At 74.6% G+C, this 21,611-nt stretch carries 22 protein-coding genes; 8 read left to right on the top strand and 14 right to left on the bottom strand.

What is annotated here, in order from left to right:
• Positions 1–113 precede the first annotated feature (113 nt).
• Entirely contained in the window at positions 114–1,004 is an 891-nt protein-coding gene (locus tag KCH_RS07000) for a polysaccharide deacetylase family protein (RefSeq protein WP_084223333.1), read from the bottom strand.
• A gap of 93 nt (positions 1,005–1,097) precedes the next feature.
• Entirely contained in the window at positions 1,098–1,928 is an 831-nt protein-coding gene (locus KCH_RS06995) for a DMT family transporter (RefSeq protein ID WP_063750126.1), read from the bottom strand.
• 449 nt (positions 1,929–2,377) lie between these two features.
• Here KCH_RS06995 and KCH_RS47080 point away from each other — a divergent pair, with 449 nt between their 5' ends.
• A complete protein-coding gene (locus tag KCH_RS47080; RefSeq protein ID WP_425268739.1) occupies positions 2,378–2,557 on the top strand; it encodes a GntR family transcriptional regulator in 180 nt (59 codons plus the stop codon).
• 132 nt (positions 2,558–2,689) lie between these two features.
• Entirely contained in the window at positions 2,690–3,619 is a 930-nt protein-coding gene (locus tag KCH_RS06990) for an aminotransferase-like domain-containing protein (protein WP_244305213.1), read from the top strand.
• 7 nt (positions 3,620–3,626) lie between these two features.
• Here KCH_RS06990 and KCH_RS06985 read toward each other — a convergent pair whose 3' ends face one another.
• The gene (locus KCH_RS06985; protein WP_035860274.1) at positions 3,627–4,583 is read right to left on the bottom strand and encodes a rhomboid family intramembrane serine protease; all 957 of its coding nucleotides are present in this window, start codon (positions 4,581–4,583) and stop codon (positions 3,627–3,629) included.
• 297 nt (positions 4,584–4,880) lie between these two features.
• Complete coding sequence (locus KCH_RS06980; protein WP_035860270.1) at positions 4,881–6,083, bottom strand: methyltransferase; 1,203 nt, start codon at positions 6,081–6,083, stop codon at positions 4,881–4,883.
• Positions 6,084–6,173: 90 nt separating this feature from the next.
• Between KCH_RS06980 and KCH_RS06975 the strand changes: the two genes are divergently transcribed.
• Entirely contained in the window at positions 6,174–7,109 is a 936-nt protein-coding gene (locus KCH_RS06975) for an ADP-ribosylglycohydrolase family protein (protein ID WP_035860257.1), read from the top strand.
• A gap of 7 nt (positions 7,110–7,116) precedes the next feature.
• On the opposite strand, the gene KCH_RS06970 is transcribed toward KCH_RS06975, so the two are convergent.
• On the bottom strand, positions 7,117–8,328 hold the full coding sequence (locus KCH_RS06970; RefSeq protein WP_035860251.1) for a beta-ketoacyl-[acyl-carrier-protein] synthase family protein: 1,212 nt from the start codon (positions 8,326–8,328) through the stop codon (positions 7,117–7,119).
• Between the two features lie 216 nt (positions 8,329–8,544).
• The gene (locus tag KCH_RS06965) at positions 8,545–9,261 is read right to left on the bottom strand and encodes a MerR family transcriptional regulator (protein ID WP_035860247.1); all 717 of its coding nucleotides are present in this window, start codon (positions 9,259–9,261) and stop codon (positions 8,545–8,547) included.
• A 78-nt stretch (positions 9,262–9,339) separates the two neighbouring features.
• Between KCH_RS06965 and KCH_RS06960 the strand changes: the two genes are divergently transcribed.
• Positions 9,340–10,566: an erythromycin esterase family protein gene (locus KCH_RS06960; RefSeq protein WP_035860244.1), complete on the top strand. Its 1,227-nt coding sequence runs from the start codon at positions 9,340–9,342 to the stop codon at positions 10,564–10,566.
• A gap of 88 nt (positions 10,567–10,654) precedes the next feature.
• Here the strand turns inward: KCH_RS06960 and KCH_RS06955 are convergent, their stop codons facing one another.
• Together KCH_RS06955 and KCH_RS41040 are read right to left on the bottom strand one after the other, a co-directional pair.
• Positions 10,655–11,155 carry a peptidylprolyl isomerase gene (locus tag KCH_RS06955; protein ID WP_035860243.1) on the bottom strand — a complete coding sequence of 167 codons (501 nt, stop codon included), beginning with the start codon at positions 11,153–11,155 and terminating at the stop codon, positions 10,655–10,657.
• Positions 11,156–11,607: 452 nt separating this feature from the next.
• A complete protein-coding gene (locus tag KCH_RS41040) occupies positions 11,608–12,666 on the bottom strand; it encodes a hypothetical protein (RefSeq protein ID WP_157031927.1) in 1,059 nt (352 codons plus the stop codon).
• A 472-nt stretch (positions 12,667–13,138) separates the two neighbouring features.
• On the opposite strand from KCH_RS41040, the gene KCH_RS37000 reads away from it, so the two are divergent.
• The 3 genes from KCH_RS37000 to KCH_RS06935 all read left to right on the top strand — a co-directional run bounded on the left by KCH_RS37000 (position 13,139) and on the right by KCH_RS06935 (position 15,148).
• Complete coding sequence (locus KCH_RS37000; protein ID WP_051652829.1) at positions 13,139–14,050, top strand: hypothetical protein; 912 nt, start codon at positions 13,139–13,141, stop codon at positions 14,048–14,050.
• An 18-nt stretch (positions 14,051–14,068) separates the two neighbouring features.
• Complete coding sequence (locus tag KCH_RS06940; protein WP_035860239.1) at positions 14,069–14,335, top strand: hypothetical protein; 267 nt, start codon at positions 14,069–14,071, stop codon at positions 14,333–14,335.
• 360 nt (positions 14,336–14,695) lie between these two features.
• The gene (locus tag KCH_RS06935) at positions 14,696–15,148 is read left to right on the top strand and encodes a hypothetical protein (RefSeq protein WP_167574009.1); all 453 of its coding nucleotides are present in this window, start codon (positions 14,696–14,698) and stop codon (positions 15,146–15,148) included.
• On the opposite strand, the gene KCH_RS06930 is transcribed toward KCH_RS06935, so the two are convergent.
• Positions 15,117–15,740 carry a hypothetical protein gene (locus tag KCH_RS06930; protein ID WP_035860233.1) on the bottom strand — a complete coding sequence of 208 codons (624 nt, stop codon included), beginning with the start codon at positions 15,738–15,740 and terminating at the stop codon, positions 15,117–15,119. The two genes, KCH_RS06935 and KCH_RS06930, sit on opposite strands and share 32 nt — an antisense overlap.
• 37 nt (positions 15,741–15,777) lie before the next feature.
• Positions 15,778–16,737: a DUF4190 domain-containing protein gene (locus KCH_RS06925; RefSeq protein WP_051652828.1), complete on the bottom strand. Its 960-nt coding sequence runs from the start codon at positions 16,735–16,737 to the stop codon at positions 15,778–15,780.
• Positions 16,738–16,995: 258 nt separating this feature from the next.
• Here KCH_RS06925 and KCH_RS06920 point away from each other — a divergent pair, with 258 nt between their 5' ends.
• Positions 16,996–18,162: an EstA family serine hydrolase gene (locus KCH_RS06920; protein ID WP_035860230.1), complete on the top strand. Its 1,167-nt coding sequence runs from the start codon at positions 16,996–16,998 to the stop codon at positions 18,160–18,162.
• Between the two features lie 57 nt (positions 18,163–18,219).
• Here KCH_RS06920 and KCH_RS06915 read toward each other — a convergent pair whose 3' ends face one another.
• The 4 genes from KCH_RS06915 to KCH_RS06900 form a co-directional block, all read right to left on the bottom strand.
• Complete coding sequence (locus KCH_RS06915) at positions 18,220–18,915, bottom strand: nicotinamide mononucleotide transporter family protein (protein WP_035860226.1); 696 nt, start codon at positions 18,913–18,915, stop codon at positions 18,220–18,222.
• Between the two features lie 218 nt (positions 18,916–19,133).
• Positions 19,134–19,475 (bottom strand): riboflavin kinase, encoded by a 342-nt coding sequence (locus tag KCH_RS39280; RefSeq protein ID WP_244305620.1) that lies wholly within the window; start codon positions 19,473–19,475, stop codon positions 19,134–19,136.
• A gap of 78 nt (positions 19,476–19,553) precedes the next feature.
• Entirely contained in the window at positions 19,554–20,072 is a 519-nt protein-coding gene (locus KCH_RS06905; protein ID WP_035860224.1) for a flavin reductase family protein, read from the bottom strand.
• Between the two features lie 35 nt (positions 20,073–20,107).
• Entirely contained in the window at positions 20,108–21,454 is a 1,347-nt protein-coding gene (locus tag KCH_RS06900; protein ID WP_035860219.1) for an NtaA/DmoA family FMN-dependent monooxygenase, read from the bottom strand.
• Positions 21,455–21,611 lie beyond the last annotated feature (157 nt).

Here is a 21,611-nt window from a genome sequence, read left to right as displayed (position 1 = left end):
ACGGTTCGGGAGGGTTCGGCCGGGGCGGGCTCCGGGCTTCGGCTCCGGGTTCGGGTTCGGCCGGGGCGGGCTTCGGGTTCGGGTTCGGTGGTTCCCGGTGGGGTGGGGGTGGTTCAGGCGCAGAGTTCGGAGGCGGTCACCGCGTGCAGGCCCTTGGCGGCGAGGCCGTCCAGGATCGCCGGGAGGGCCGTGACCGTGCCCGGGTGGCCCATGTGCAGGGCGACCACCGAGCCGGCTGCCGCCGCCTTCAGCACCCGCTTGGCGACGACGTCCGGGCCCGGGTCCGTGTAGTCCCGCGGGTCGATGTCGAAGGACAGCACGTGCTGGTAACCCACTTGCTGCGCCTGCTCCTTCACCATCCGGGTCGCGTACTGGGCCGCGGACGGCCGGAACCAGCGGCCTATCGACCCGGTCAGGCGCTCCAGCCGCTGCGCGCACTGGGCTATCTCGTCGCGGGCCCGGTCCGCCGGGAGGGAGGAGATGTCCAGGTGGTTCTGGGTGTGGTTGCCGAGCTCGTGGCCGCCGTCCAGGATCCGCCGGGCCATCTGCGGCTGCTCGTCCAGCCAGCTGCCCACCACCATCACGGTCAGCCGCGCCCCGCGCTGCTCGGCGGCCGTCAGCAGCGCCGTCGCGATCGCCGGATCGCCCTGCCCGTGGAAGGTCAGCGCGAGCTGCGGGCGGGTGTGCGGCCCCGTCACCACCTCCAGCGGGGTGTCCGGGGCGACCGGCGGCAGGACCATCGGGGACGGTGCGACGCCCTCGGCCGTCGCCGCGCCGGACGGGGCGGCGGTGGACCCGGAGGAGGGCAGGGCCGGATCCGTGCCGGGGTCCGTGCCCTCCGCGCCCTCGGCGAGGTGCGAGGGCTGCGGACGGGCCGCCACCGCGGTGGCCGAACGGCCCCGGCCGTCGGTGGCGCCGCTGCACGTGGCGGTGAGCCCGGCGGTGGCGGTGATCGCTGCAAGCCGGGCGGAGGAGCGCAGAAGACTGCGGCGGTCGACTCTCATCGCGGTCAGCCTAAGCCGAGGCTTCGGCCGGGCGACAACGGCCACCGTCCGGACGAGTGGGGTTCCGCCACCGGGCGCTGGTCCGGCCCCAGCTCAGCCGGTGACGCTCCGTTCGGCGGGGCGGGGCGGGCCGAGCAGGAGAGCGACGGTGACCAGGGCGGCCCCCAGGAGTTGCAGGGCCGTCGGGGCGGTGGCGGTGAGAACGGCCCCCGAGAGCGTCGCCGTGAGCGGGATCAGACCGCCGAACAGGCCGGCGTGCTCCGGGGTGAGACGGGTCAGCGCCGAGTACCAGAGCAGGAACGCGACGCAGGTCATCACGAGGGCGAGATAGAGCAGGGCGAGCAGTTCGGTGCTCGTCGGCGCGCGCAGGGGCGCGGGGGAGAAGGCGGCCGTCACGGCGAACAGGGGTACGGCGAGGGCGGTGGTGTACGCGGAGACCCGGACGGGGCCGAGACGCGGAAGGAGCGGCACGGCGAGCAGCGAGAACGCCGCCTCGCAGAGCAAGGTGCCTGCGGCGCACAGGAGTCCGACGGTGTCGCCCGAACCGAAACCCTGGGTGAGGGCGGCACCGGCGACGACCAGGGCTGCCGCCGCGAGCAGGCGGGCCGCCGGGCGGCGGCGGGCCAGCAGCGGGCCCAGGACCCCCAGGAGCAGGGGCGTGCAGCCGACGATGCTGCCGACCACCGCCGGGTCGGTGTGGCGGAGGGCGGTGACCATCAGGAGGTTGAAAGCGAAGAGGCCGGTGGCGGCGAGGGCGAGAAGGAGGACGAGTTCACGGGGCGTCAGACGGGGTGCGGGCCCTCGGCGACGGGCGAGCGGGAGGAGGACGGCGGCGGCGAGGGCGTAGCGGAGGGCCTGGCCGGCGGCGACGGGATAGGAGGAGAAGGCGGCGGTGACTCCGGTGGAACAGCCGAGCATCGTCATGGCGGTCGCCGCTCGCAGTGAGCCTGCAACACGAGACGGTACGGACGCCGGAGCTGACGGCCCGGCAGGGGCGACGGTGGTGGGCATGAACGCCACGCTAGGGGCGGGGTGGTCCACTTCCCAGGGCCACTGACGGGCCGGCTGAGAGGACCACTTCGTTCCCATCGGGGCCTGTCACGGAGCCCCGCCAGGGGGACCCGAAACGGCGGGACCTTTTCGCGCCCTGTCGGTCCTCCGCAGACTCGGCCCCGCCGTTCCCCGGGCCCCTGATGGGGCTCCCGCCGTTTCCCAGGTCCGGGAGAGGGTCCTGCCATGATGGGTGGTATGCGGGAGTTGCTGGTCGAGTGGGGTGAGGGGGGCGGGGACCTCGCGGGGCGGTTGACGCGGGGGTTGCGGGCGGCGGTGCGGGACGGGCGGTTGGTGGCGGGGAGCGGCTGCCGGGGAGTCGGGTGCTGGCGGGGGAGTTGGGGGTTTCGCGGGGGGTGGTGGTGGAGGCGTACGAGCAACTCGCCGCCGAGGGCTATCTGGTGGGGCGGCGCGGGTCGGGGACGCGGGTCGCGGCGGGGGTGGCGGGTGCGGGGCCGGGCGGGTGGAGCGGGCGGCGCCGGCCGCGTCGCGGTACGACCTGAAGCCCGGCACCCCCGATCTCGGGGCGTTCCCGAGGGCGGCGTGGGCGGGGCGGTGCGGCGGGCGTTGCTGGGGGCGGCGAACAGTGAGTTGGGGTACGCGGATCCGGCCGGACTCCCGCAGTTGCGGGGGAGTTGGCGGCGTACCTGGGGCGGGTGCGGGCGGTGGCGGCGCGGCCGGAGCGGGTGGCGGTGGTGAGCGGGGTGGGCCAGGGGCTGGCGCTGCTGCTGCAGGTGCTGGCGGCGGAGGGGCGGCGGAAGCTCGCCGTGGAGGATCCGGGTTCGCCGGGCACCCTGGAGCTGCTGCGGGCGCACGGGGTGCGGCCGGTCGGCGTCCCGGTGGACCAGGAGGGCCTGGTGGTACGGAAGTTGGCGGCGTCCGGGGCACAGGCGGTGCTGGTGACTCCGGCGCACCAGTATCCGACGGGGGTCGTGCTGTCGGCGCGGCGGCGGACCGAACTCGCCGCGTGGGCGCGGGCCGGCGGGCTGGTGGTGGAGGACGACTACGACGCGGAGTTCCGGTACGACCGTGAACCCCTGGGCGCCGTCCAGGGGTTGGCGCCGGAGCGGACGGTGTACCTGGGTTCGCTGAGCAAGACGCTGGCACCCGGGCTGCGGCTCGGCTGGGCCGTGCTGCCCGGGGAGCTGGTGGAGCCGTTCGCGCACGCCAAGCGGTACGCCGATCTCGGTACCGGCGCGATCGACCAACTCGCCTTCGCCGCCCTGCTGGAGAGCGGCGGCTACGACCGCCACCTGCGCGCCGTCCGCCCGCGCTACCGGGCCCGGCGGGACGCGCTGGTGGCCGCCCTGCGCGAGCACCTGCCGGAGGCCGAACTGCGGGGCGTCGCCGCCGGGTTGCACCTGTACGCGGACCTGCCGGACGGCGTCGACGAGCAGGCGGTGGCGGAGGCGGCGCTGCGCCGCGGGGTGCGGGTGGCGACCGTCGCACCGGGCCGGCTCTCGCCCGGTCGGGCGGCAATCGCCCTGGGGTACGCGGGAGTTGCCGAGCAGCGGCTGCGGGAGGCGGCGGCGCTGCTCGGCGAGGCGGTGCGGGAAGTGAGGTGACGGTCCGTCAGCTCATGCCCGTGGCGACGTGCAGGTGGTCGGTGGCGGCGTAGATCAGGGTGGCGAGGAGCAGCAGGACCGCGCCCAGGCTGATCAGTTGGACCAGTCCGCGCTGCTGGCGCGGGGCGTAGGCGATGGCCGCACCCGAGGCGATGCCGGTGAGCAGCCCGCCGAGGTGGCCCTGCCAGGAGGCGAAGCTCGCCGAGACGACCATCCACACCACCAGGGTGACCATCATCTGGTTGCCGCCGAGCGGGTCGTAGCCCTGCTTGCGGCTGAGGATCCAGTAGCCGCCGGCCAGGCCGAAGATCGCGCCGGACGCGCCGACCGTCAGCGTGTGCGGGGCGACCAGGTAGACCAGGACGGCGCCGCCGAGGGCGGACAGCAGGTACAGGCCGAGGAAGCGCAGCACGCCGAGGCGGTCCTCGACGACCCGGCCGAGCGACCACAGCCAGTACATGTTGAAGACGATGTGGGTGATCGCCATCGGGCCGAGGAAGGTCTCCGAGTTCGGCGACAGGTGCAGGAACGCGCCGGTGAGCAGCCGGTACCACTCGCCGTGGGCCACGCCGGCCAGCTGGAACGAGGAGATGTCGGTGGGGTCCTCGCCCGGGTTGCGCAGCATCAGCGCCGAGCCGAGCATGCCGAACCGGTGGACGGTCTCGGGCCGCACCAGCTCCAGCACGTACGCGGCGATGTTCAGCGCGATCAGCGTGATGGTGGCGTACGGCCGGGCGGTGATCCGTCCGCCGAACGCGGTGCGGGCCTGGCGCACGGTCCGGTGGCCGTCCTTGACGCAGTCGAGGCACTGGTAGCCGACCGCGGCGTCGCGCCGGCAGTCCGGGCAGACGTTGCGGTCGCAGCGGGTGCAGCGCACGTACGACTCGCGGTCGGCGTGGCGGTAGCAGACCGGTGACTGCGCCTCGGGAGCGGCGGCTCCCGGGGCGGGTTGTGCGGCGTCCATGGCGGGCCTCCCCTGGGCGGTGGTCCTCGGCCGCGGAGGCGTCCACGGCGATGATCCACGGCGAAACGGCGCTCACCCTAGAGCACCGGCCGGACAGGTTCGCCGTCAGCCCTGCCCGCTGCCCGGGCGGTTGTGCGCGGCGGACGGGGCGCGGACCGGGGCCGCCCCGGCGGGGTGCGCCGGGGCCGCCTCAATTCCGCTCGGCCGCAGGTGAGTTCGCGCCGGGAGGTGCCGGCCGGCTGCCGGGAGGCCCGGACGGGGGCGCCGTCGGAGGCCACGTTCGGCTCCACGGCAGAGCTAGCGGCGGACCGCGCCGAGGACGGTGAACTTCGGGCTGCCCGCCACCGTGCGGCAGTTGCCGAACAGGCGGCGGAGCGTGACGTGGTAGCCGAGGTGCCGGTTGCCGACCACGCGCAGTTCGCCGCCCGGGCGCAGCACCCGGCGGGCGCCGGTGAACATCCGCCGGGCGATGGCGTCCGTGGTCGCCTGGTGGGAGTGGAACGGCGGGTTGAGGAGGACGACGTCCACCGAGGCGTCGGGGATGTCCGCGAGGGCGTCGCCGACCAGGAACTCGGCGCGGGCGTCCGGTCCGAGGTTGCTGCGGAAGGTCTCCTCGGCGGACGCCACGGCCTGGAACGACTCGTCCACGAAGAGGAGTTCGGCGTCCGGGGCGGTGAGCGCGGCGGCGGTGCCGACGATGCCGTTGCCGCAGCCGAGGTCGACCACCCGGCGGGCGTCGTGCAGGTCGGGCAGGTGCTGGAGGAAGAAGCGGGTGCCGATGTCGAGGCGGTCCGCGCAGAACACGCCCGCCTGGTTGGCGACCTGACGGCCCGACAGCACGCCGATGCCGTCCGGGAGCCGGTACCGCAGGGGCCACGGGTTCGCGGGCCGGTCCAGTGCCGGGTCGGGCGCGGTGTGGATCAGGCGGGCCTTGCGGGCGGCCAGCGAGGTGCGGGTCGGGCCGAGGAGCCGCTCGAACAGCTGGAGGGTGGAGGTGTGGATCTCGGTCACCATCCCGGTGCCGACCACCACCGTTCCCTCGTGCAGCGCGGGCGCCAGGCGGTGCAGCTGGTCCTCCAGCAGCGCCAGGCTCTTGGGCACCCGGACGAGCAGCACGTCGATGCGCGGCGGCGGTGCGTCCTGCGTGCTGCGGACGTCCACCGACGCGGGGTCGAGGCCGTTGCGGGCCAGGTTCGCGGCGATCGCCCGGGCGGACAGGTACGAGTCGGTGACCGCCGTCAGCGAGCCGGCCGCCGCCGCGAGCGCCGTGGACAGGGCACCCCAGCGGTCGCCGAGCACCGTCACCGCCGCGCCGTCCAGCGGCACCGGCGCGTCGCTCTCCGGGGTGACGCCCGTCGGGCCGCCGGTGGCCGGGCCCTCCTTCAGGTGCCGCAGCAGGTACTCGTCGGCGGCGTCCCAGGCGCGCAGCTGCTCGCGCGGGTTCTCCGGGAATCGGGCCAGCTCGAAGGTGCCCCAGGCGGTGGTGAAAGAGTTGTTCATCGTGCCCCCAGGCTATCGGAGGGGGTGGTGGTCGCCGGACGGCGACGGGGGAGGAGACGGCATGCGGCGGCGGGACAGGGCGGTCGGGCGGTGCTCGGGTCGGCGGTCGGCGACGCGCTGGGCGCACCCTTCGAGTTCGGTCCGGCCGAAGCGTTCGGAAAGCGTTTTCCCGGCGTGCCCGGAGAGCGCTTTCCGTACGCCGCTGCGATGTGCGGGGGCGGCGGCTGGGCCCCCGGCGAGGCCACCGACGACACGCAGATGGCCGTCCACCTCGGCGAGGCGCCCCTCGATGCGGGCGGGCTCGACCTGCCCGAGATCTTCGACCGGTTCCGGGCCTGGGCCGCCGGGGATCCCAAGGACATCGGCATCCTCACCGAGTGCGTCCTCGGCAGCGGCCTCCCGTGGGACCTCGCCGCGCAGATCCACTTCCAGACCGAGGGCCGGGCCGCCGGGAACGGCGCCCTGATGCGCGCCGTCACCGCCGCCGTCCGGTTCGCCCCGCAGGGCCGGGACGCCACCATGGACGCCGCCCGGCGGATCAGCGCCCTCACCCACGGCGACGGCGCGGCCTGGGAGGGCACCGCGATCCTGCACGAACTGCTGCGCCACGCCCTCGACGGCGAGGACCCGCTCGGCGCCGTGCCGTCGACGCTGGCCGCCGTCCGGGCCGAGCACCGCGCACGCTGGGCGACCGTGCTGGCCCCGGACTGGCACCCCGCCCTGGCCACCGAGAACAACGGCGCCGTCTGGCCCTGCCTCGGCTCCGCGCTCTGGGCGCTGCGCGCCACCGCCGACTTCCCCGCCGCGCTGCGCGCCGTCGTCGACCTCGGCGGTGACACCGACACCACCGCCGCCGTCACCGGAGCCCTGGCCGGCGCCGTGTACGGCGTCGGCGCGATCCCCGCGGAGTGGCTGGCCCCGCTGCACGTGCCGTTGCCGCCGGCCGAACGGGTTCTGTGGGTAGGCGAGTTGACGGTGCTGGCGGAGGCGCTGGACGCGGCGGGGCGGGCGGCTGGTTCCGGCTGAGGGGTGATCAGGCCGTGGTGAAGACCAGGCTCGCGTTGTGGCCGCCGAATCCGAAGGCGTTGGTGAGGGCGGCGCCGGTGGTGACGGTGCGGGCGGCGCCGGTGACCAGGTCGAGGTCGGCGGCCGGGTCCGGGGCGGTCAAGTTGCGGATCGGCGGCACCAGTTGGTCGTGCAGGGAGCGGACGGTGGCCAGCGCGGCGAGGGCGCCGGCCGCGCCGAACAGGTGGCCGGTCATCGACTTGGTGGCCGTGACGGCGGGCCGGTGCGCACCGAACACCCGGGCCAGCGTCTCCGCCTCGGTGAGGTCGCCCTTCGGGGTGGAGGTGGCGTGCGCGTGCACCATGCCGATCCGCTCGGGCGCCAGGCCGGCCTCGGCGAGCGCGCGCCGTACCGCGCGGCTCTGCCCGTCGGGGTGGCCGGCCGTGATGTGGTGGGCGTCCGAGGTGACCGCCGCCCCGGCGAGCGTCGCGTAGGCGTGCCGGCCGGGCCGCAGCGAGGCGCGCTCCAGCACCAGGACGGCCGCGCCCTCCCCGATCACGAAGCCGTCCCGGTCCAGGTCGAACGGGCGGGAGGCGTGCTCCGGGTCGTCGTTGCGCAGCGAGTGCGCGCGGGCCTGCGCGAACCCGGCCAGCGGGAGCGGGTGCAGGCAGGCCTCGGTGCCGCCCGCGATCACGACGTCGGCGCGGCCGAGCCGGATCAGGTCCAGGCCGAGCGCGACCGCCTCCGCGCCGGACGCGCACGCGCTGACCGGGGTGTGCGCCCCGGCCTTCGCCCCGAGGTCGATCGACACCCAGGCGGCCGGCCCGTTCGCCATCAGCATCGGCACGGTGTGCGGCGAGACCTTGCGGACGCCGGAGCGCTCCAGCACGTCGTCCTGCTCCAGCATCGTCACCGCCCCGCCGGTGCCGGTGCCGATCACCACCGCGATCCGCTCCCCGTCCACCTCCGGACGCCCCGCGTCGGCCCACGCCTCGCGGGCCGCGATGAGCGCCAACTGCTCGCTGCGGTCCAGTCGTCGGGCCTCGACCCGGTCCATCACCTCGGACGGTTCGACGGCGAGCTGGCCGGCGATCCGGATCGGCAGTCCGGCCGCCCACTCCCGGTCGATCGTCCGGATGCCGCCCCGGCCCTCCAGCATGGCCTGCCAGGTGGCCGGGGCGGTGCCGCCGAGCGGGGTGGTGGCCCCCAGGCCGGTGACCAGAACGCGGTCGGTGTCCATGTCGGTTTCCGTGCGCACAGCAGCGCTCCCTTTGTAGCGATGGCACAACGATCTCCGCCGCGGCGATCGGCCGGGGCGGTCGGTGACAGTCACTCTGCCAAGGTCGACGGGCGATTCCGGGTAGCGGACGGAACGGAGTCGGGTCCGAAGATTTTGGAGGAATCGGACAGGTTGAGCTGACGGCCCGTCGGGAAGGCGGAGCCGCTGCGCCCGGCGTCAGGCCGGGGTCTTCCCGGTGCCGTCCGGGTGGTCGAGGTAGGCGTGCAGGGCGGCCGCGCCGGAGAGCAGGGCGCGGCCGCGGGCGGTCAGGCGGTCCTGCCAGGCGGCCAGGGTGGGGCGGACGGCGTCCGGGCTCCCGGCCGTGCGCAGGCGGTGCAGGATCTCCGCGGTGCGGGCCAGGCCGTGGCCGCCGCGCCGGAGCTGCTCGGCGATCCGCAGTTCGCGCACCTGCTCCGGCAGGTACGTCCGGTAGCCGGTGCGGGCGTCCCGGGACGGGGTGACCAGCCCCGCGCGCTCCCACTCGCGCAGCGTGGCCGGGTGCAGGCCGAGGCGGTGGGCGAGCGGCCCGATGTGGGTGAACCCGGCCTGTTCGTCGGCAGGTTGCCCGGCCGGCAGGTGCTCCAGGGCGGTGCGCACCGCGTCCAGGGTGCGGTGGTCCTCGGCGAGGCGCAGGTGGCTCTCGTCGATCAGCCGCAGAGCCTCCTCCGGCCGGCCGGCGTTGACGGCGCAGAGGATCGCGGTGGCCGCCCGGTGGCCGTGCCCCGGCACCAGGGCCAGGAACGCGCGCAGTGCGGCGGCGTGCCGCTCCCCGTACCGCCGGTACCCGTGCGGGGACCGGTCGGCGGGCGGCAGGACGCCCGCCTGCTCGTAGTTGCGCACCGCCTGGGTGGACAGGCCGTGCTCGCGGGCCAGATCGACGGGCCGCAGAGCCATGGTTGAGACTTTTCTGCTCGATTCGCGGGCTGAGAACGGAAAAGTCTACACCGATCCTTCAACGATACGGTGGAAGTCATGACTGCCTCGCCCGCGCTCCGGGACGCCGCCCGTCCCTTCTCCCCGTCCGCCGTCACCGACCTGCTGCCGCCCCGCACCCGGGTGCTGGCCCTCGGCGAACCCACCCACGGCGTCGAGGCGTTCCTCGACCTGCGCAACGAGCTCTTCCGCCACCTGGTCGCCGAACACGGCTACCGCTCGATCGCCGTGGAGAGCGACTGCCTGGCCGCACTGGGCATCGACGCGTACCTCGGCGGGGCGGACGGCGACCTCGACACGGTCGTCCGGGAGGGCTTCGGCCACGGCTTCGGCGATTTCCCCGGCAATCGCGAACTGGTGCGCTGGATGCGGGAGTTCAACAGCGGCGTGGCGGAGTCGGAGCGGCTGCGCCTCTACGGCGCGGACGGCCCGCTGGAGATGACCGCCGCCGCCCCGCCCGGGCCGTCCCTGCTCCGCCTGCACGAGTTCCTGGCCGCCCATCTGCGCCCCGAACTCCTGCCCCCGCGCGAGGAGTTGACCCGACTACACGGACCGGACGCGCGCTGGACCGAACCCGCCGCCGCGCTCGACCCGGCGCGGTCCGTCGGACGCACCGATGAAGCCGTGCAACTGCGGCTGCTCGCAGACGAGTTGACCACCCTGCTGGCGGCGAGCGCGCCGCAGCTCGCGGGCGAGGCGGAGCCCGAGAAGTACTGGCAGGCCGGGCTGCACGCCCGGACCGCGACCGGCCTGCTGCGCTACCACGCGGCGATGGCCGGCGCCGGGCCGGACCGGTTCAACTCGCTGATGCGGCAACGCGATCTGATGATGGCCGACAACCTCGACGCGATCGTGCGCCGCGAGGCGGAGCGCGGACCGACGCTGGTCTTCGCCCACAACCGCCACCTCCAGCGGGAGGCCGGCCGCATCCGGCTCGGCGCCCACGACCTGCTCTGGTGGAGCGCCGGTTCGCTGCTCGCCACCCGCCTCGGCGACGGCTACGCCTTCGTCGCCACCGCGTTCGGCCACCGCGGCGCCGACGACCACCCCGCCCCCGACACCCTCGAAGGCCTGCTCGCCACCCTCCCCGAGCCGCGCCTGACGGTCGATCCCCGGCTGCTGGCCGCGGCGACGGAGGGCAGGGCGAAGGCCCGGGTGCCCGCCGACCACACCTACTTCGGGCTCGACCCGGAGGCGCTGGAACTGGTGGACGGGGTGGTGTTCGTGCGCGAGATCCCGCGCCAGTCGGGGCCGTTCGGCGGCTGACACGGTCGTCCCGTGCGCCCACCGCCCGCGCCGCCGAACCCTGCCGGGACCGGCGGCGCGGGCGGCGCGAGCGGTGCGGGGGAGCGGGTCAGTCCACGACCTCGGCGCTGACCAGGACCACGTCCTCCTTGGGGACGTCGGCATGCCCGCCCTTGGAGGTGGTCGGCACGGCCTTGATCGAGTCGACCACCTCCTGGCCCTCGACGACCTCGCCGAACACCGCGTAGCCCCAGCCCGGGCCGGACTTCGCGGTGTGGTCCAGGAAGGCGTTGTCGGCGACGTTGACGAAGAACTGCGCGGTGGCCGAGTGCGGGTCCGAGGTGCGGGCCATCGCCACCGAGTACTTGACGTTCTTCAGACCGTTGTCGGCCTCGTTCTGGATCGGGGCCCGGGTCTCCTTGCGGCGCAGGCCCGGCTCCATCCCGCCGCCCTGGACCATGAAGTTGTTGATCACCCGGTGGAACACGGTGCCGTTGTAGAACCCGTCCTGGACGTACTGCAGGAAGTTCGCCACCGTCGCGGGCGCCTTCTCCGCGTCGAGGCGGATCACGATGTCGCCGTGGTTGGTGCTCAGCTTGACCTTGGACAAGACAACCTCACTTCTGACTTTCTGACACTGTGCTGATCACGGAATGTCCCGCTCATCCTCGCAGGCCGCCGACGGCCCCGGGATCCGCCACACGGCCACGGCCCGGCGCCGCAGCCCGGCCGGGTGAGCGCCGCCGGCCCGGGCGGCGGGTGGGCGGCAGGCAGGCAGCAGGCAGGCGGCGGGTGGGCGGCAGGTAATTCGCGGCGGTGGCCGAGGCGTTCGGGGAGGATGGCCGGATGCGACACGTATGGGCCGGGCTGGCCGCGAATCCCGCGCTTCCGAGCGAGGCGGTCGACCGGCTGCTGGCCCTGGCGGAACCGGACCTGTCGACGGAGCTCGCCGAGCGGGCCGACCTGACCGACCGGCAGGTCACCGCACTCGCCGAGCGGGACCTCGTGGCGGCGGGAACGCTCGCCGAGGCCGGACGGCTGACGGCCGCTCAGGTCAATCCGCTACGGCAGCCCCTCGCCGCCCTCGCCCTGCTGCGGGCCGGGCTCGCGCCCGTCCAGTGGGCCGACGTCCTGCTCGAACGGCCGGAACTGCACGCCGAGTTGGCGGGCTGCCCGGTGCTTCCGCCCGAGGTGTCCCGGAGGTTGGCAGCCGCACCGGACCTCGCCGTGGCGACCGAACTCGCCGAGGCGACCACCGATCCGGCGATCGCCGCGCTGCTCGCCGCCCACCCGTCCGCGCACGTCCGCGCGGCGCTCGGCAGCAACGAGCACACGCCCGCGGCCGTCCTCTCCGACCTGATCAACGACCTTCCTCCGCTGGAGAGTTGCGAGGTCTGCGAACGGCACCCCGTCCCCTGGGTGCATCCGCCGGACTGCCCCGACCCCGACTGCACCCTGCACCCCGGGGCGGCCTGCGACGGCAGCCACCAATTCGCCCGGGAATCCGTCCTGCAAGCCACGCTCCAGCACCCCGCCGCGCCCGCCGCCGACGTCCTCACCCACCTCGACGCCGAGGCGCCGAACCTCCGGGCCCAGCTCGCCGGGCGCACCGACCTCCCCGCCTCCGCGTACGCCACGCTCGCCGCGGACCCGCAGATCTGGGTGCGCGAGCCACTCGCGAGCAACCCCGCCATCGGCGAACACCTGCTCCGCCGGCTGGCCGCCGACCCGTCCGAGGACGTGCGTCGCAGCGCCGCCCAGCACCCGCGCATCCCGCTCGACGTGCTCGACCGGGTCTGCACCACCGTCCGGCTCGGACCCCTGCCACCGCCCCGGATCGCCGCCGCCACGCCCGCCGAACTCGACGCGCTCGCCGGCTCCGCCAACCGCGAGCTGCGCCGCCTCACCGCCCTCCGCCGCGACCTCCCCGCCCCCGTCCGGGACCGGCTCGCCGACGATCCCGACCCCAGGGTCGCCGCCGCGATCGCACCCCATCCCGGCCTGGACGAACGGCAGTTGCGCACCATGCGGAAGCGTCACGGCCGCGCCGTCGGCGCCGGCATCGCCGCCAACCCCGGCGCCCCCACCGCTCTGCTCGCCGAACTCGTCCGCACCGAGCACAACGTCGCCACCCTGCGCGCCCTCGCCACCCACCCCGCCGCCGACGGCCCCACCCTCGTCGCCTGCCTCCGCGACCCCGCGCCCGCCGCCGGGCCGCCGCCCACCCCGCCCTCCCCCTCACCCACCTCCGCCCCTGCTCACCGACCCCGACCCCACCACCGCCCACAACGCCGCCGCCAACCCCGCCCTCCCCCCGGCCGACCAGCTGCGCCTCCTCCCACCGCCCACCACGGCCTGAGGACCGGAGAGCAACCGCGGTACACCACCGCAGATCTGACGGCCGGTCTGTTGCGCGCCCAGGTAGAGTGGCTTCTGCCGACCGCAGAGGGGCGGGAGTCTCAGGCGCGCAGTGCCCGGTGCTGCACGTGGCGACTCGAGGGTGCGCAGCGCACCTGCTCTGTGAGAGTCCGTCGTCGTCAGGCATGCCAGCTCTCGCGTCAGTACCGGGTTTCGCGGGGCGGAGAGATGTCTCGTGCAGCCGACACGCGCAGCAGGCAACCGGAGCTCGACCAGGCTCACGGCAGCCCACGACCGGAAGCGTTTCACCGGCGAGAGCCTGGACGCAGCCCTCGCCGGCCTCGGGCGGGACAACGCCCTTGCGCTGGACACCTGTTCACCGGGCCAGCGATCGCTCAGGGCGCTCCTCGCGCTCGGGCTGTTCAACGAAGGCCTGATCGGCGGGCGAGGCGCTGCCTGGGGATGGAGCCGACTCAGCGTCTACGACCCGGTGATCTCGCCGCGCTGGGACGAGCTGGTCGTCGTGGCCGAGCGTGCGCCCGGCAACGTCGCAGACCTCCTGGTCCCGAAGCGGGACCGGGGCCACCTGCACGTGCCTGGCCTCCGGCTGCTCGGGCGGTCGACCGGTCGGCCCGAGACCTTCCACCTGCGGCACGAAGCCACCGGCGCGCGACTGGTCGTCACCGGACGCCCGGGCGGTCCGCGCCGAGGCGCAGCACTGATCACCGAGCCGCGGGGCGACCACCGGATGTTCGGCGAGGAACTCACCGGTGCCGAACGGGAAGCCCTGGACGGCTTTCCGCCCATGACCCCGGACGCGGAAGTGCTGCTCGCCGGGCTGGTGTCGCGGTACACGCTGGAGGACCACGAGGAGAACTGGGCCACCAGTTGGGACTGGGATCCGCTCGGGCGGCCCGGTGACCGGCGTCGGGACGCAAGGCGGGACGGCCTCGGCGTGCAGCGCCGCCTGTCCGGGCGAGGCGACGTGTGGGAGCTCCGCTGGACGGGTTACCCCTACCCGGCCGACCTTGCGAGGGCGCTGACACATCCTGTGGTGGGGATCGCGGGAGCGGAGCTGAGCCGGCACCGCGAGACGTTCGAGGTGACGTACGGAGCCGCCTGCCTGGAGTTGCGGGAGTGGGTCTGACGGGGCGGAGGCTGTTCGGTGATCGAGTTTCCGTCGGCCTTGGTGGAAGGCGTCCCCCCGTGGGTCCGGGCGGCGCTGCTGGGGTGCGTCGTCCTCGGTGTGCTGGCGCTCCGGCTGGCGCACCGACTGATCCCGCAGAACTCGCGGGACCGGCTGTTCTGGTGGCACGCCGTCCTGCAGCACCTGCGCGAGCGCGCGGACCGTCGACGTGATCAGTCGCTCGAAGGGAATCGGCCCGGCGGCACGGTCGAAAGGTCGGAGGCTCGGCGACCCGAGGGCGGGTGAGTGTGATGGAGGCCCGGCCCCTCTCTCTCAGATTCCGGGATGCGGCGGGCGAGAACAAGACTGCAATTTTCGGGCCGGCGAGCCGACCATGGCAGCCATGGGGAATCAACTTCCGGGTGGGGTGCGGGCCGGCGGGATCGGGCGGGTGCGGTGGATCGTCGGGGGGAGTGCGGCGGGGAAGAGCACGGTGGCGCGGGTCCTGGCGGGCGGGTGCGGGGTGGAGGTGTACGACGGGGACCGGGCGGAGCACGGGTGGGTGGCGCGGTGTTCGGCGGAGGGGCAGCCGCGGTTGGCCGCGTTGCGGGGGCGGCACCGGGCGGGATGTGGGAGGGGCGGACGGCCGAGGAGGTGTTCCGGTCGATGGCGGGGCTGTACGGGGAGACGGCCGGGTTCCTGGCCGAGGACCTGCGCGACCGGGCGGGCGAACGGACCGTGCTGGTCGACTACTTCGGGATCCTGCCGGACCATCTCGCGCCGCTGCTGACCCGGCCCGAGGACGCGGTCTTCCTGGTGCCGACCCCGGAGTTCCGCGCCGCCGTACTCCGGGCGCGCTTCGCCGATCCGGGCCGGGTGCGGGCCAACTGGGGCAGCGCGGACCCGGAGCGGATGTTCGCGCTGCGCTGCGCCCGCGACGCGCTGTGGGACCGGGAGATCCGGCGGCAGGCCGCCCGCCACGGCCTCGACGTGGTCACGGTCGACGGCAGCGTCCCGGTCGCCGAGCTGGCGGAGCGGTTGGCGGTGCGCTTCGGCCTGGCCCCGGGGGAGGGGCGCCCGGGAGCGGTCAGCGGTCGTGGCGGGGCAGCGGCGGAGTGAGCAGACGGTCCGTCAACTGCCGGGCCGCCGAAGCCGCCACGTCGGCGTCGGGACGGGGAAAGGGGACGCGCGGCCCCTGGAGGCGCCGGTCGGGGACGGAACGGGCGGCGACGGCCGTCCAGTCGGGGCGTTCCAGGACGACCAGGTGGGCCTCCTCGTGGGCGGCGTCGTCGCGGTCGTCGTCGTGCGGGGCGAGGTGCAGGCGCAGCCGGGTGCCGTCCTGCCAGTGCACGGCGAGCACCTGACGGCCCATCCGCTCGGCGAGCAACTCCCGTTCGCGGCCGCCGTCGAGGGGCACCATCAGCAGTTGGCCCTCGAAGAAGTAGCCGCCGTCGTAGGCGCCGGTGCCCACCGCGAGCAGCGGCAGACTCGGGTGGAACGCCAGCGCGTTGATGTGGTGCCGGCAGCGGATCCGGCGCAGCGGCCGGGGCTGCTCGCCGATCTCGAACAGGCCGAGTTCCAGGGCCTCGCCGTACTTGTCGGCGCAGGCCACGGCGAGCAGCCGGCGGTCGGGGTCGGCGACGGCGAGGACGGGGCGGTCGGCCTTGCGGCGGTTGGCTTTGGGGCGGTCGGCTTTGGGTCGGGCGGTCATGCGGCAGGGCTCCGGGGCGCGGGTCGCGGGTCGAGGGTCAGCGGGGCGGTGCGCCGGTCCAGACCACGTCCTTGCGGTCGAGTCCCGAGCCGTGGGTGAACTGGAGGGTGAACGGGTCGGAGGTGGCGTTCGGCAGGCCGTAGGTCTCCAGCGCGGTGGCCTCCTGGCCGGGGGCGAGGGACTTGGGGAGCGGCACGTACTGGCCGCTGCCGACCAGCGGGTGGAGCAGCGTGCCGCGGGAGTCCTTGACGATGAGCAGCGCCGAGCCGTACAGCGACAGTTCGGTGGGGCCGGTGTTGACGGCGGTCACCCGCACCTGGACGAAGGTCGCGTTCTCGGGGAGCGGCGAGCCGGAGGCGCTCGGCGTGACCGGGGTCGGCGCGGCCATCGTGACCTTCAGGCCGTCGGGGAAGGTGTACGTCCCGCCGACCGGGAGGCGGCGGGCCCGCTCGTCGGCGGCCCTGGCCTCCTGCTCCGCGGCCGCCTTCTTCGCCCGTTCGTCCGCGAGCCGCTGCCGTTCGGCGGCGTCGCGCCGCTGTTCCGCGACCGCGCGGTCGTGCGCCCGGGCGGCGTCGCGGATCTCGGAGACGACGAAGCCGCCGGTGACGACGGAGATGGTCAGGCCCACCACGCCGAGGACGGTGCCGGTCAGGGCCATCGCCCGGTTGGTGGCCAGGCCGCGGCGGGCCAGCCGCAGGCCGACGGCGCCCAGGATCACCGCGAGCAGGGCGGGCAGCCAGGAGAACCAGAAGAGGATCAGCGGCAGGCTGAGCATCGCGCCGATGATGCCGAGCACCAGGGCGGCGATCCCCTGCGCGTTGCGCGGCTGCGGCACCGGCGCCGCGAACGGCGGCCAGTACAGGCCGGCGGGCGGCGGGCCGGGCAGCTGAGCAGCCGTCAAGTCCTGCTCCGGGTCCGGCGGGGCCCACGGGTTGGCGGGCGCGGGCGCCGGCGCCTCCTCGGTCTCCGGACTGTCGGACGGGACGGGCACGGTCATGCGGCACCTTGAGCTCGGGGAGGGCGAGGACCGGACGGGGCCGGTCGTGACCGGAGTATCTCCTGACCGGCAGCCGGAAGGCGAGCACGTTTTCGTCTCACCGGCGCACCACCGGCCTGCCACCGGCGCCCCCGCCGGACGACCGACCGGACGACCGACCGGACGAATGATCGGCAGGCGGGAATGTCCGTGCCCGCACGGAAGTTGACGACTCGCGGCCGAGGGACGGCCGGACGATCGGGAGCGGGGGAGCAGACCATGGCGAACCGGGACGATGCGGTGCAGGGCAGCGTGGCGGCGGGCTTCGAGGGCGTGCGGGAGGCGTTCGCTGCCGTCGCCGCGGAACGGGCGGACTCGCCGGAGGCGCAGCTGGTGGTGCACGTCGGCGGGCGGCGGGTGGTCGACCTGTGGGCCGGGCCCGGGACGGACGCGGACACCCTGATGAGCCTGTTCTCCATCACCAAGGGCGCGGCGCACCTGGTGACGGCGCTGCTGGTACAGGACGGCGTGCTCGACCTCGATCGCGAAGTGGCCTCGTACTGGCCGGAGTTCGGGGCGCACGGCAAGGACCGGCTGACGCTGCGCGAGCTGCTCGCGCACCGCTCGGGCGTGGTCGGCGTGGACGGCGGGTTCACCGACGAGGAACTGGCCGACGACCGGGCGATCGCGGCCCGGCTGGCCGGCCAGCGGCCGTTCTGGGAGCCCGGAACGGCGTACGGCTACCACGCCTTCGTGATCGGCGCACTGACCGGCGAGGTGGTGCGGCGGGTCACCGGCCGCACCGTCCAGGAGACCTACGAGGAGCGGATCCGCGCCCCGTACGGGCTGGACTTCTACCTCGGCCTGCCCGAGGAGCTGGAGCCGCGCCGGGCCGAGACGCTGCCGCTGCGGCCGACCCCGGAGGAGGCCGAGCGGCTCGCCGCCAGGAAGAGCGACGCCCCGGACAGCATCGTCGGCGTCGCCGCCAACCGGAACGCGCCCGTGGCGACGGACCTGCTCGCGCTCTCCAACACCCGCCTGGTGCGGGCCCTCGGCTCGGCCTCGTCCGGCGGCGTCGGCAGCGCCCGCGGCGTCGCGGGCATGTACGCCGCCGCGATCGGCGAACTGGACGGCCGGGCACCGCTGTTGAAGCCGGAGACGGTCACCGAGTTCGCCCGCCCGCAGTACCGCGGCACCGACCTGGTCACCGGCAACGAGGACGTCTTCGGCCTCGGCTTCGAGGAACTCTCCGGCCTCTACCGCCCGCTCGGCCCCGACGCCTTCGGCCACAGCGGCGCCACCGGCTCGCTCGCCCTCGCCGACCCCGGCGCCGGGCTCGCCTACGCCTACACCCGCCGCCGCTTCGGCCTCCCGTCGCGGTACGGCGCGGGCCCGGAGAACCACCGCCTGCTCGAAGCGATCTACCGGGCGGTCCACGGTTCCTGAGGCACCATCAGGCGGGCCGGCCCCTCGGCGGAGGGGCCGGCCCGTCGGCGGGGGAGGTCAGTTGGAGCGGGACTCGTCGCGGGACTCGACCTGGACGGCGGGCTCCAGCGGGGAGGCGATGCCCTGGGGCTTGCTGCGGGAGGCCCAGTCGCGGATGCCCATCAGGACCATGACGAAGAAGATGCCGTAGACGATGCCGGAGAAGTACAGCTCGGAGTGGATGGCGAGCGGCACGCCGACCAGGTCGACGGCCAGCCAGACGAACCAGAACTCGATGTAGCGGCGGGCCTGGCTGTACATGGCGAGGATCGAGCCGATGAAGATCCAGGCGTCGGCGAGGACCATCCACCACGGGGCGCCGGGGTAGAAGGACGCGTCGGTCCACTTCAGCAGGCCGCCGAACGCGGCGGTGCCGAGCACCATCGCGGCGATCAGGACGCCGCGCTCGTTCCAGTTCGCCCAGCGGACGTTGATGGTGCCTTCCTGTTCGCGGCTGCGCTTCCAGGTGGCCCAGCCCCAGGCGGCCGACACGATGATCACGACCTGGCGGGCGGCGTTGCCGCCGAGGTGCACGTTCAGGCTGGCGATCAGCAGGAACACCGAGCCGAGGATCTGCACCGGCCAGGCCACCAGGGAACGGCGCAGGGCCAGCCACACGGTGGCGAGCGCCAGGATGTTGCCCAGGAAGTCGGACCAGTAGACGGGGAGACCGAAGAAGCTGAACTGCTCGTTCAGCCACTGGAATGCGCTCATTACTCACACCTTTGTTCGTTCGGAGCGAGGCGGGGGAGGGGCGGTCGGCCCTGCGGGGGCGGGGAAGCGAGGCGGGGCCGGCCGGGCACGCGGGTGTTGGGCGCAGATGTGGGGGTGGGGGTGGGGGTGCGTGCCGTGCAGAGAAGGGGGACGGGGGACGGTCGGCCCCGCCGGAAGCGGGGGGAGGCGGGGCCGACCGGGCTGGTGGGGGAGGGGAGTCAGCGGGCTGCCGCGGCGAGGACGCGTCGCCCGCGCGCGGAGTCCAGCAGGGCCTCCGAGCGGCGGACGTCCGCCTCCACGGCGAGCAGCAGCTCGTCCACCGAAGCGAACCTGACGGTGTCGCGGATCCGGGCGACGAACCAGAGCGCGACGTGCTCGCCGTACAGGTCGTCCGAAGTGTCGTGGCAGTACACCTCGGTGTGGACCTGCGGGCCGTCCTCGAAGGTGGGGTTGGTGCCGATGCTGATCGTCGCGCGGTGCACGGCGCCGGTGGCCGGGCGGGTCAGCCAGCCGCTGTAGATCGCGGGCGGCGGGACGTCCGAGCCGGGGTCGGGGGCGATGTTGGCGGTGGGGAAGCCCAGCCCCGGCCCCGCCCGGCACCGTGAACCACGGTTCCGGACAGTCGGGGTGACGTGGCGTCAGGCATGGGGGGACAGCTCGCGGAACTGGCTGGTGTGGAAGACCAGCGGCTCCACGCCGGGGAACAGCTCGGCGGTGAGCAGCTCCATCAGGACGATCTCGTGGTCGCCGCCGTCGTACACCGCGCCGACCCGGGCGGTCAGCCACAGCGCCGCGCCCTCGATCAGCACCGCGCCCTCCGGCGTCGCCTGCCAGTCGGTGCCCTCGAAGCGGTCGCCCGCCCGGGAGGCCAGCCGCCGGCACTGCGCGCCCTGGCCGTGGCTGAGCACGCTCAGCCCCAGCACCGGCAGGCCGGACAGGCGCGGCCAGGTGGTGGAGGTGCGGGCCACGCTGACCGCGATCATCGGCGGCTCCAGCGAGATCGACACGAACGAGCTCGCCGCGAAACCGTCCGGTGCGCCGTCGCGCAGCGCGCCGATCGCGACCACGCCGGTGGGGTACGCCCCGAAGGCCTGACGCAGCGTCGCCGCGCTCAGGTCCGCCGACGGAGCGGTGGGGTGGTGGGCGGGAGTGGCCATGGCCGTCGCCGTCCTCTCGTCGCGGGTGGGGTGGGTCAGTGGCGGTGCCGGGCGGCCGGGTGGCTGGCGGGCAGCGCCCGGCCGTCGGCGCCGGTCAGCCGCTCGCGCAGCGACTCGCCGTCCGCGTACTCGCCGCGGAACACGCCGCGGGCGCGCAGGATCGGCAGCACCGACTCGACGAACTCGACGGTGGAGGCGGGCTGGACGGGCGGCGACAGCAGGAAGCCGTCCAGGTCCGCGCCCTCGGCGAGGGCGCAGATCTCGTCGGCGATCTCCTCGGCGGTGCCGACCACCGGGCGGGCGCCGACGCCGTGGGTGTGCCAGTCGGCGAGCACGTCGCCGACGGTCTTGCCGGCGAACCGGGCGACCTGGGTCTGCGACATCTCGGTGGACAGCTCGCTCATCGGGGTGTCCGGCGCGTACGAGGACAGGTCCAGGCCGGTGAACATCGCGTACGAGGCGACGGTGACCTCGGGGCGCTGCGCGGCCAGGATCCGCTGCCAGCGGCGCTCCGCGTCCTGGGTGGTCGCGCCGACCACGCAGGAGAACGCCGACATCACCTTGACCTGGTCGGCGGCGCGGCCGGCCTGCACCGCCTCCTCGCGGATCGCCTTGGTGTGGGCCGCGAGTTGGGCGACGCTGCCGCTGCCGACGAACATGCACTCGCCGTGCCGCCCGCCGACCCGGCGGCCGGCCGGGGAGGCGCCCGCCTGGAACAGCACCGGGGTGCCCTGCGGGGAGCGGGCGGTGTTGCCGTAGCCGTGCGAGCGGAAGTAGGGGCCCTCGTGCTCGACCAGGTGCACCTTCGCCGGGTCGGCGAACCAGCCGGCCTTGTCCTTCTCCAGCGCGTCCGGCTCCCAGGCGCCCTCCCAGTACTTGTAGACCAGGTCGAGGAAGTCCTCGGCCATCGCGTACCGGTCGTCGTGCGCCACCATGTCCATCCCGAAGGCCTTCACGGCGGTGTCGGCGGTGCCGGTGGTGACGATGTTCCAGCCCAGCCGGCCGCCGGACAGCTGGTCCAGGGTGGCCAGCCGGCGGGCGAACGCGTACGGCGGCTCGACCAGCACCGAGCCGGTCACCACCAGGCCCAGGTCGGTGGTGGAGGCGAGCAGCGCCGAGGCGATCACGAACGGGTCCAGCCGGGGCAGGTCGAGGGTCTCCTCGGTGGCGATCGGCGGGCGCACGCCGTTGATCTCCGACCAGCCCCAGGCGTCCGCCAGGAACAGGAAGTCCAGCTTGGCGTCCTCGCAGAGCTGCGCGACCTCGCGCCAGTAGCCGAGGGTGTCGAACTCGTGCCGGCGGCTGTCGGGGTGGCGCCAGGTGGCGGTGCCGCTCGCGTTGGTCTGGGCGTTCTCGAACAGTCCGAGCTTGAGGCTGCGCATGGGTGTTCTCCGTTGAACTGTGGTGCCGGGGTGCAGGTGGGGCGGAGGGCTCGTCAGGAAACGGCAGAGGGGGAGCGGGAGTTGGAGATGACGGTTCGTCAGGCCGCAGCGGGGGGTGCGGGGTCGAGCTGCGCCGCGGTCGGCATGGAGGACTGGG

Source organism: Kitasatospora cheerisanensis KCTC 2395 (genome assembly GCF_000696185.1).
Lineage (GTDB): Bacteria > Actinomycetota > Actinomycetes > Streptomycetales > Streptomycetaceae > Kitasatospora > Kitasatospora cheerisanensis.
The sequence above is the reverse complement of the archived record's forward strand: the minus strand, read 5'-3'. Positions and strand labels throughout refer to the sequence as shown.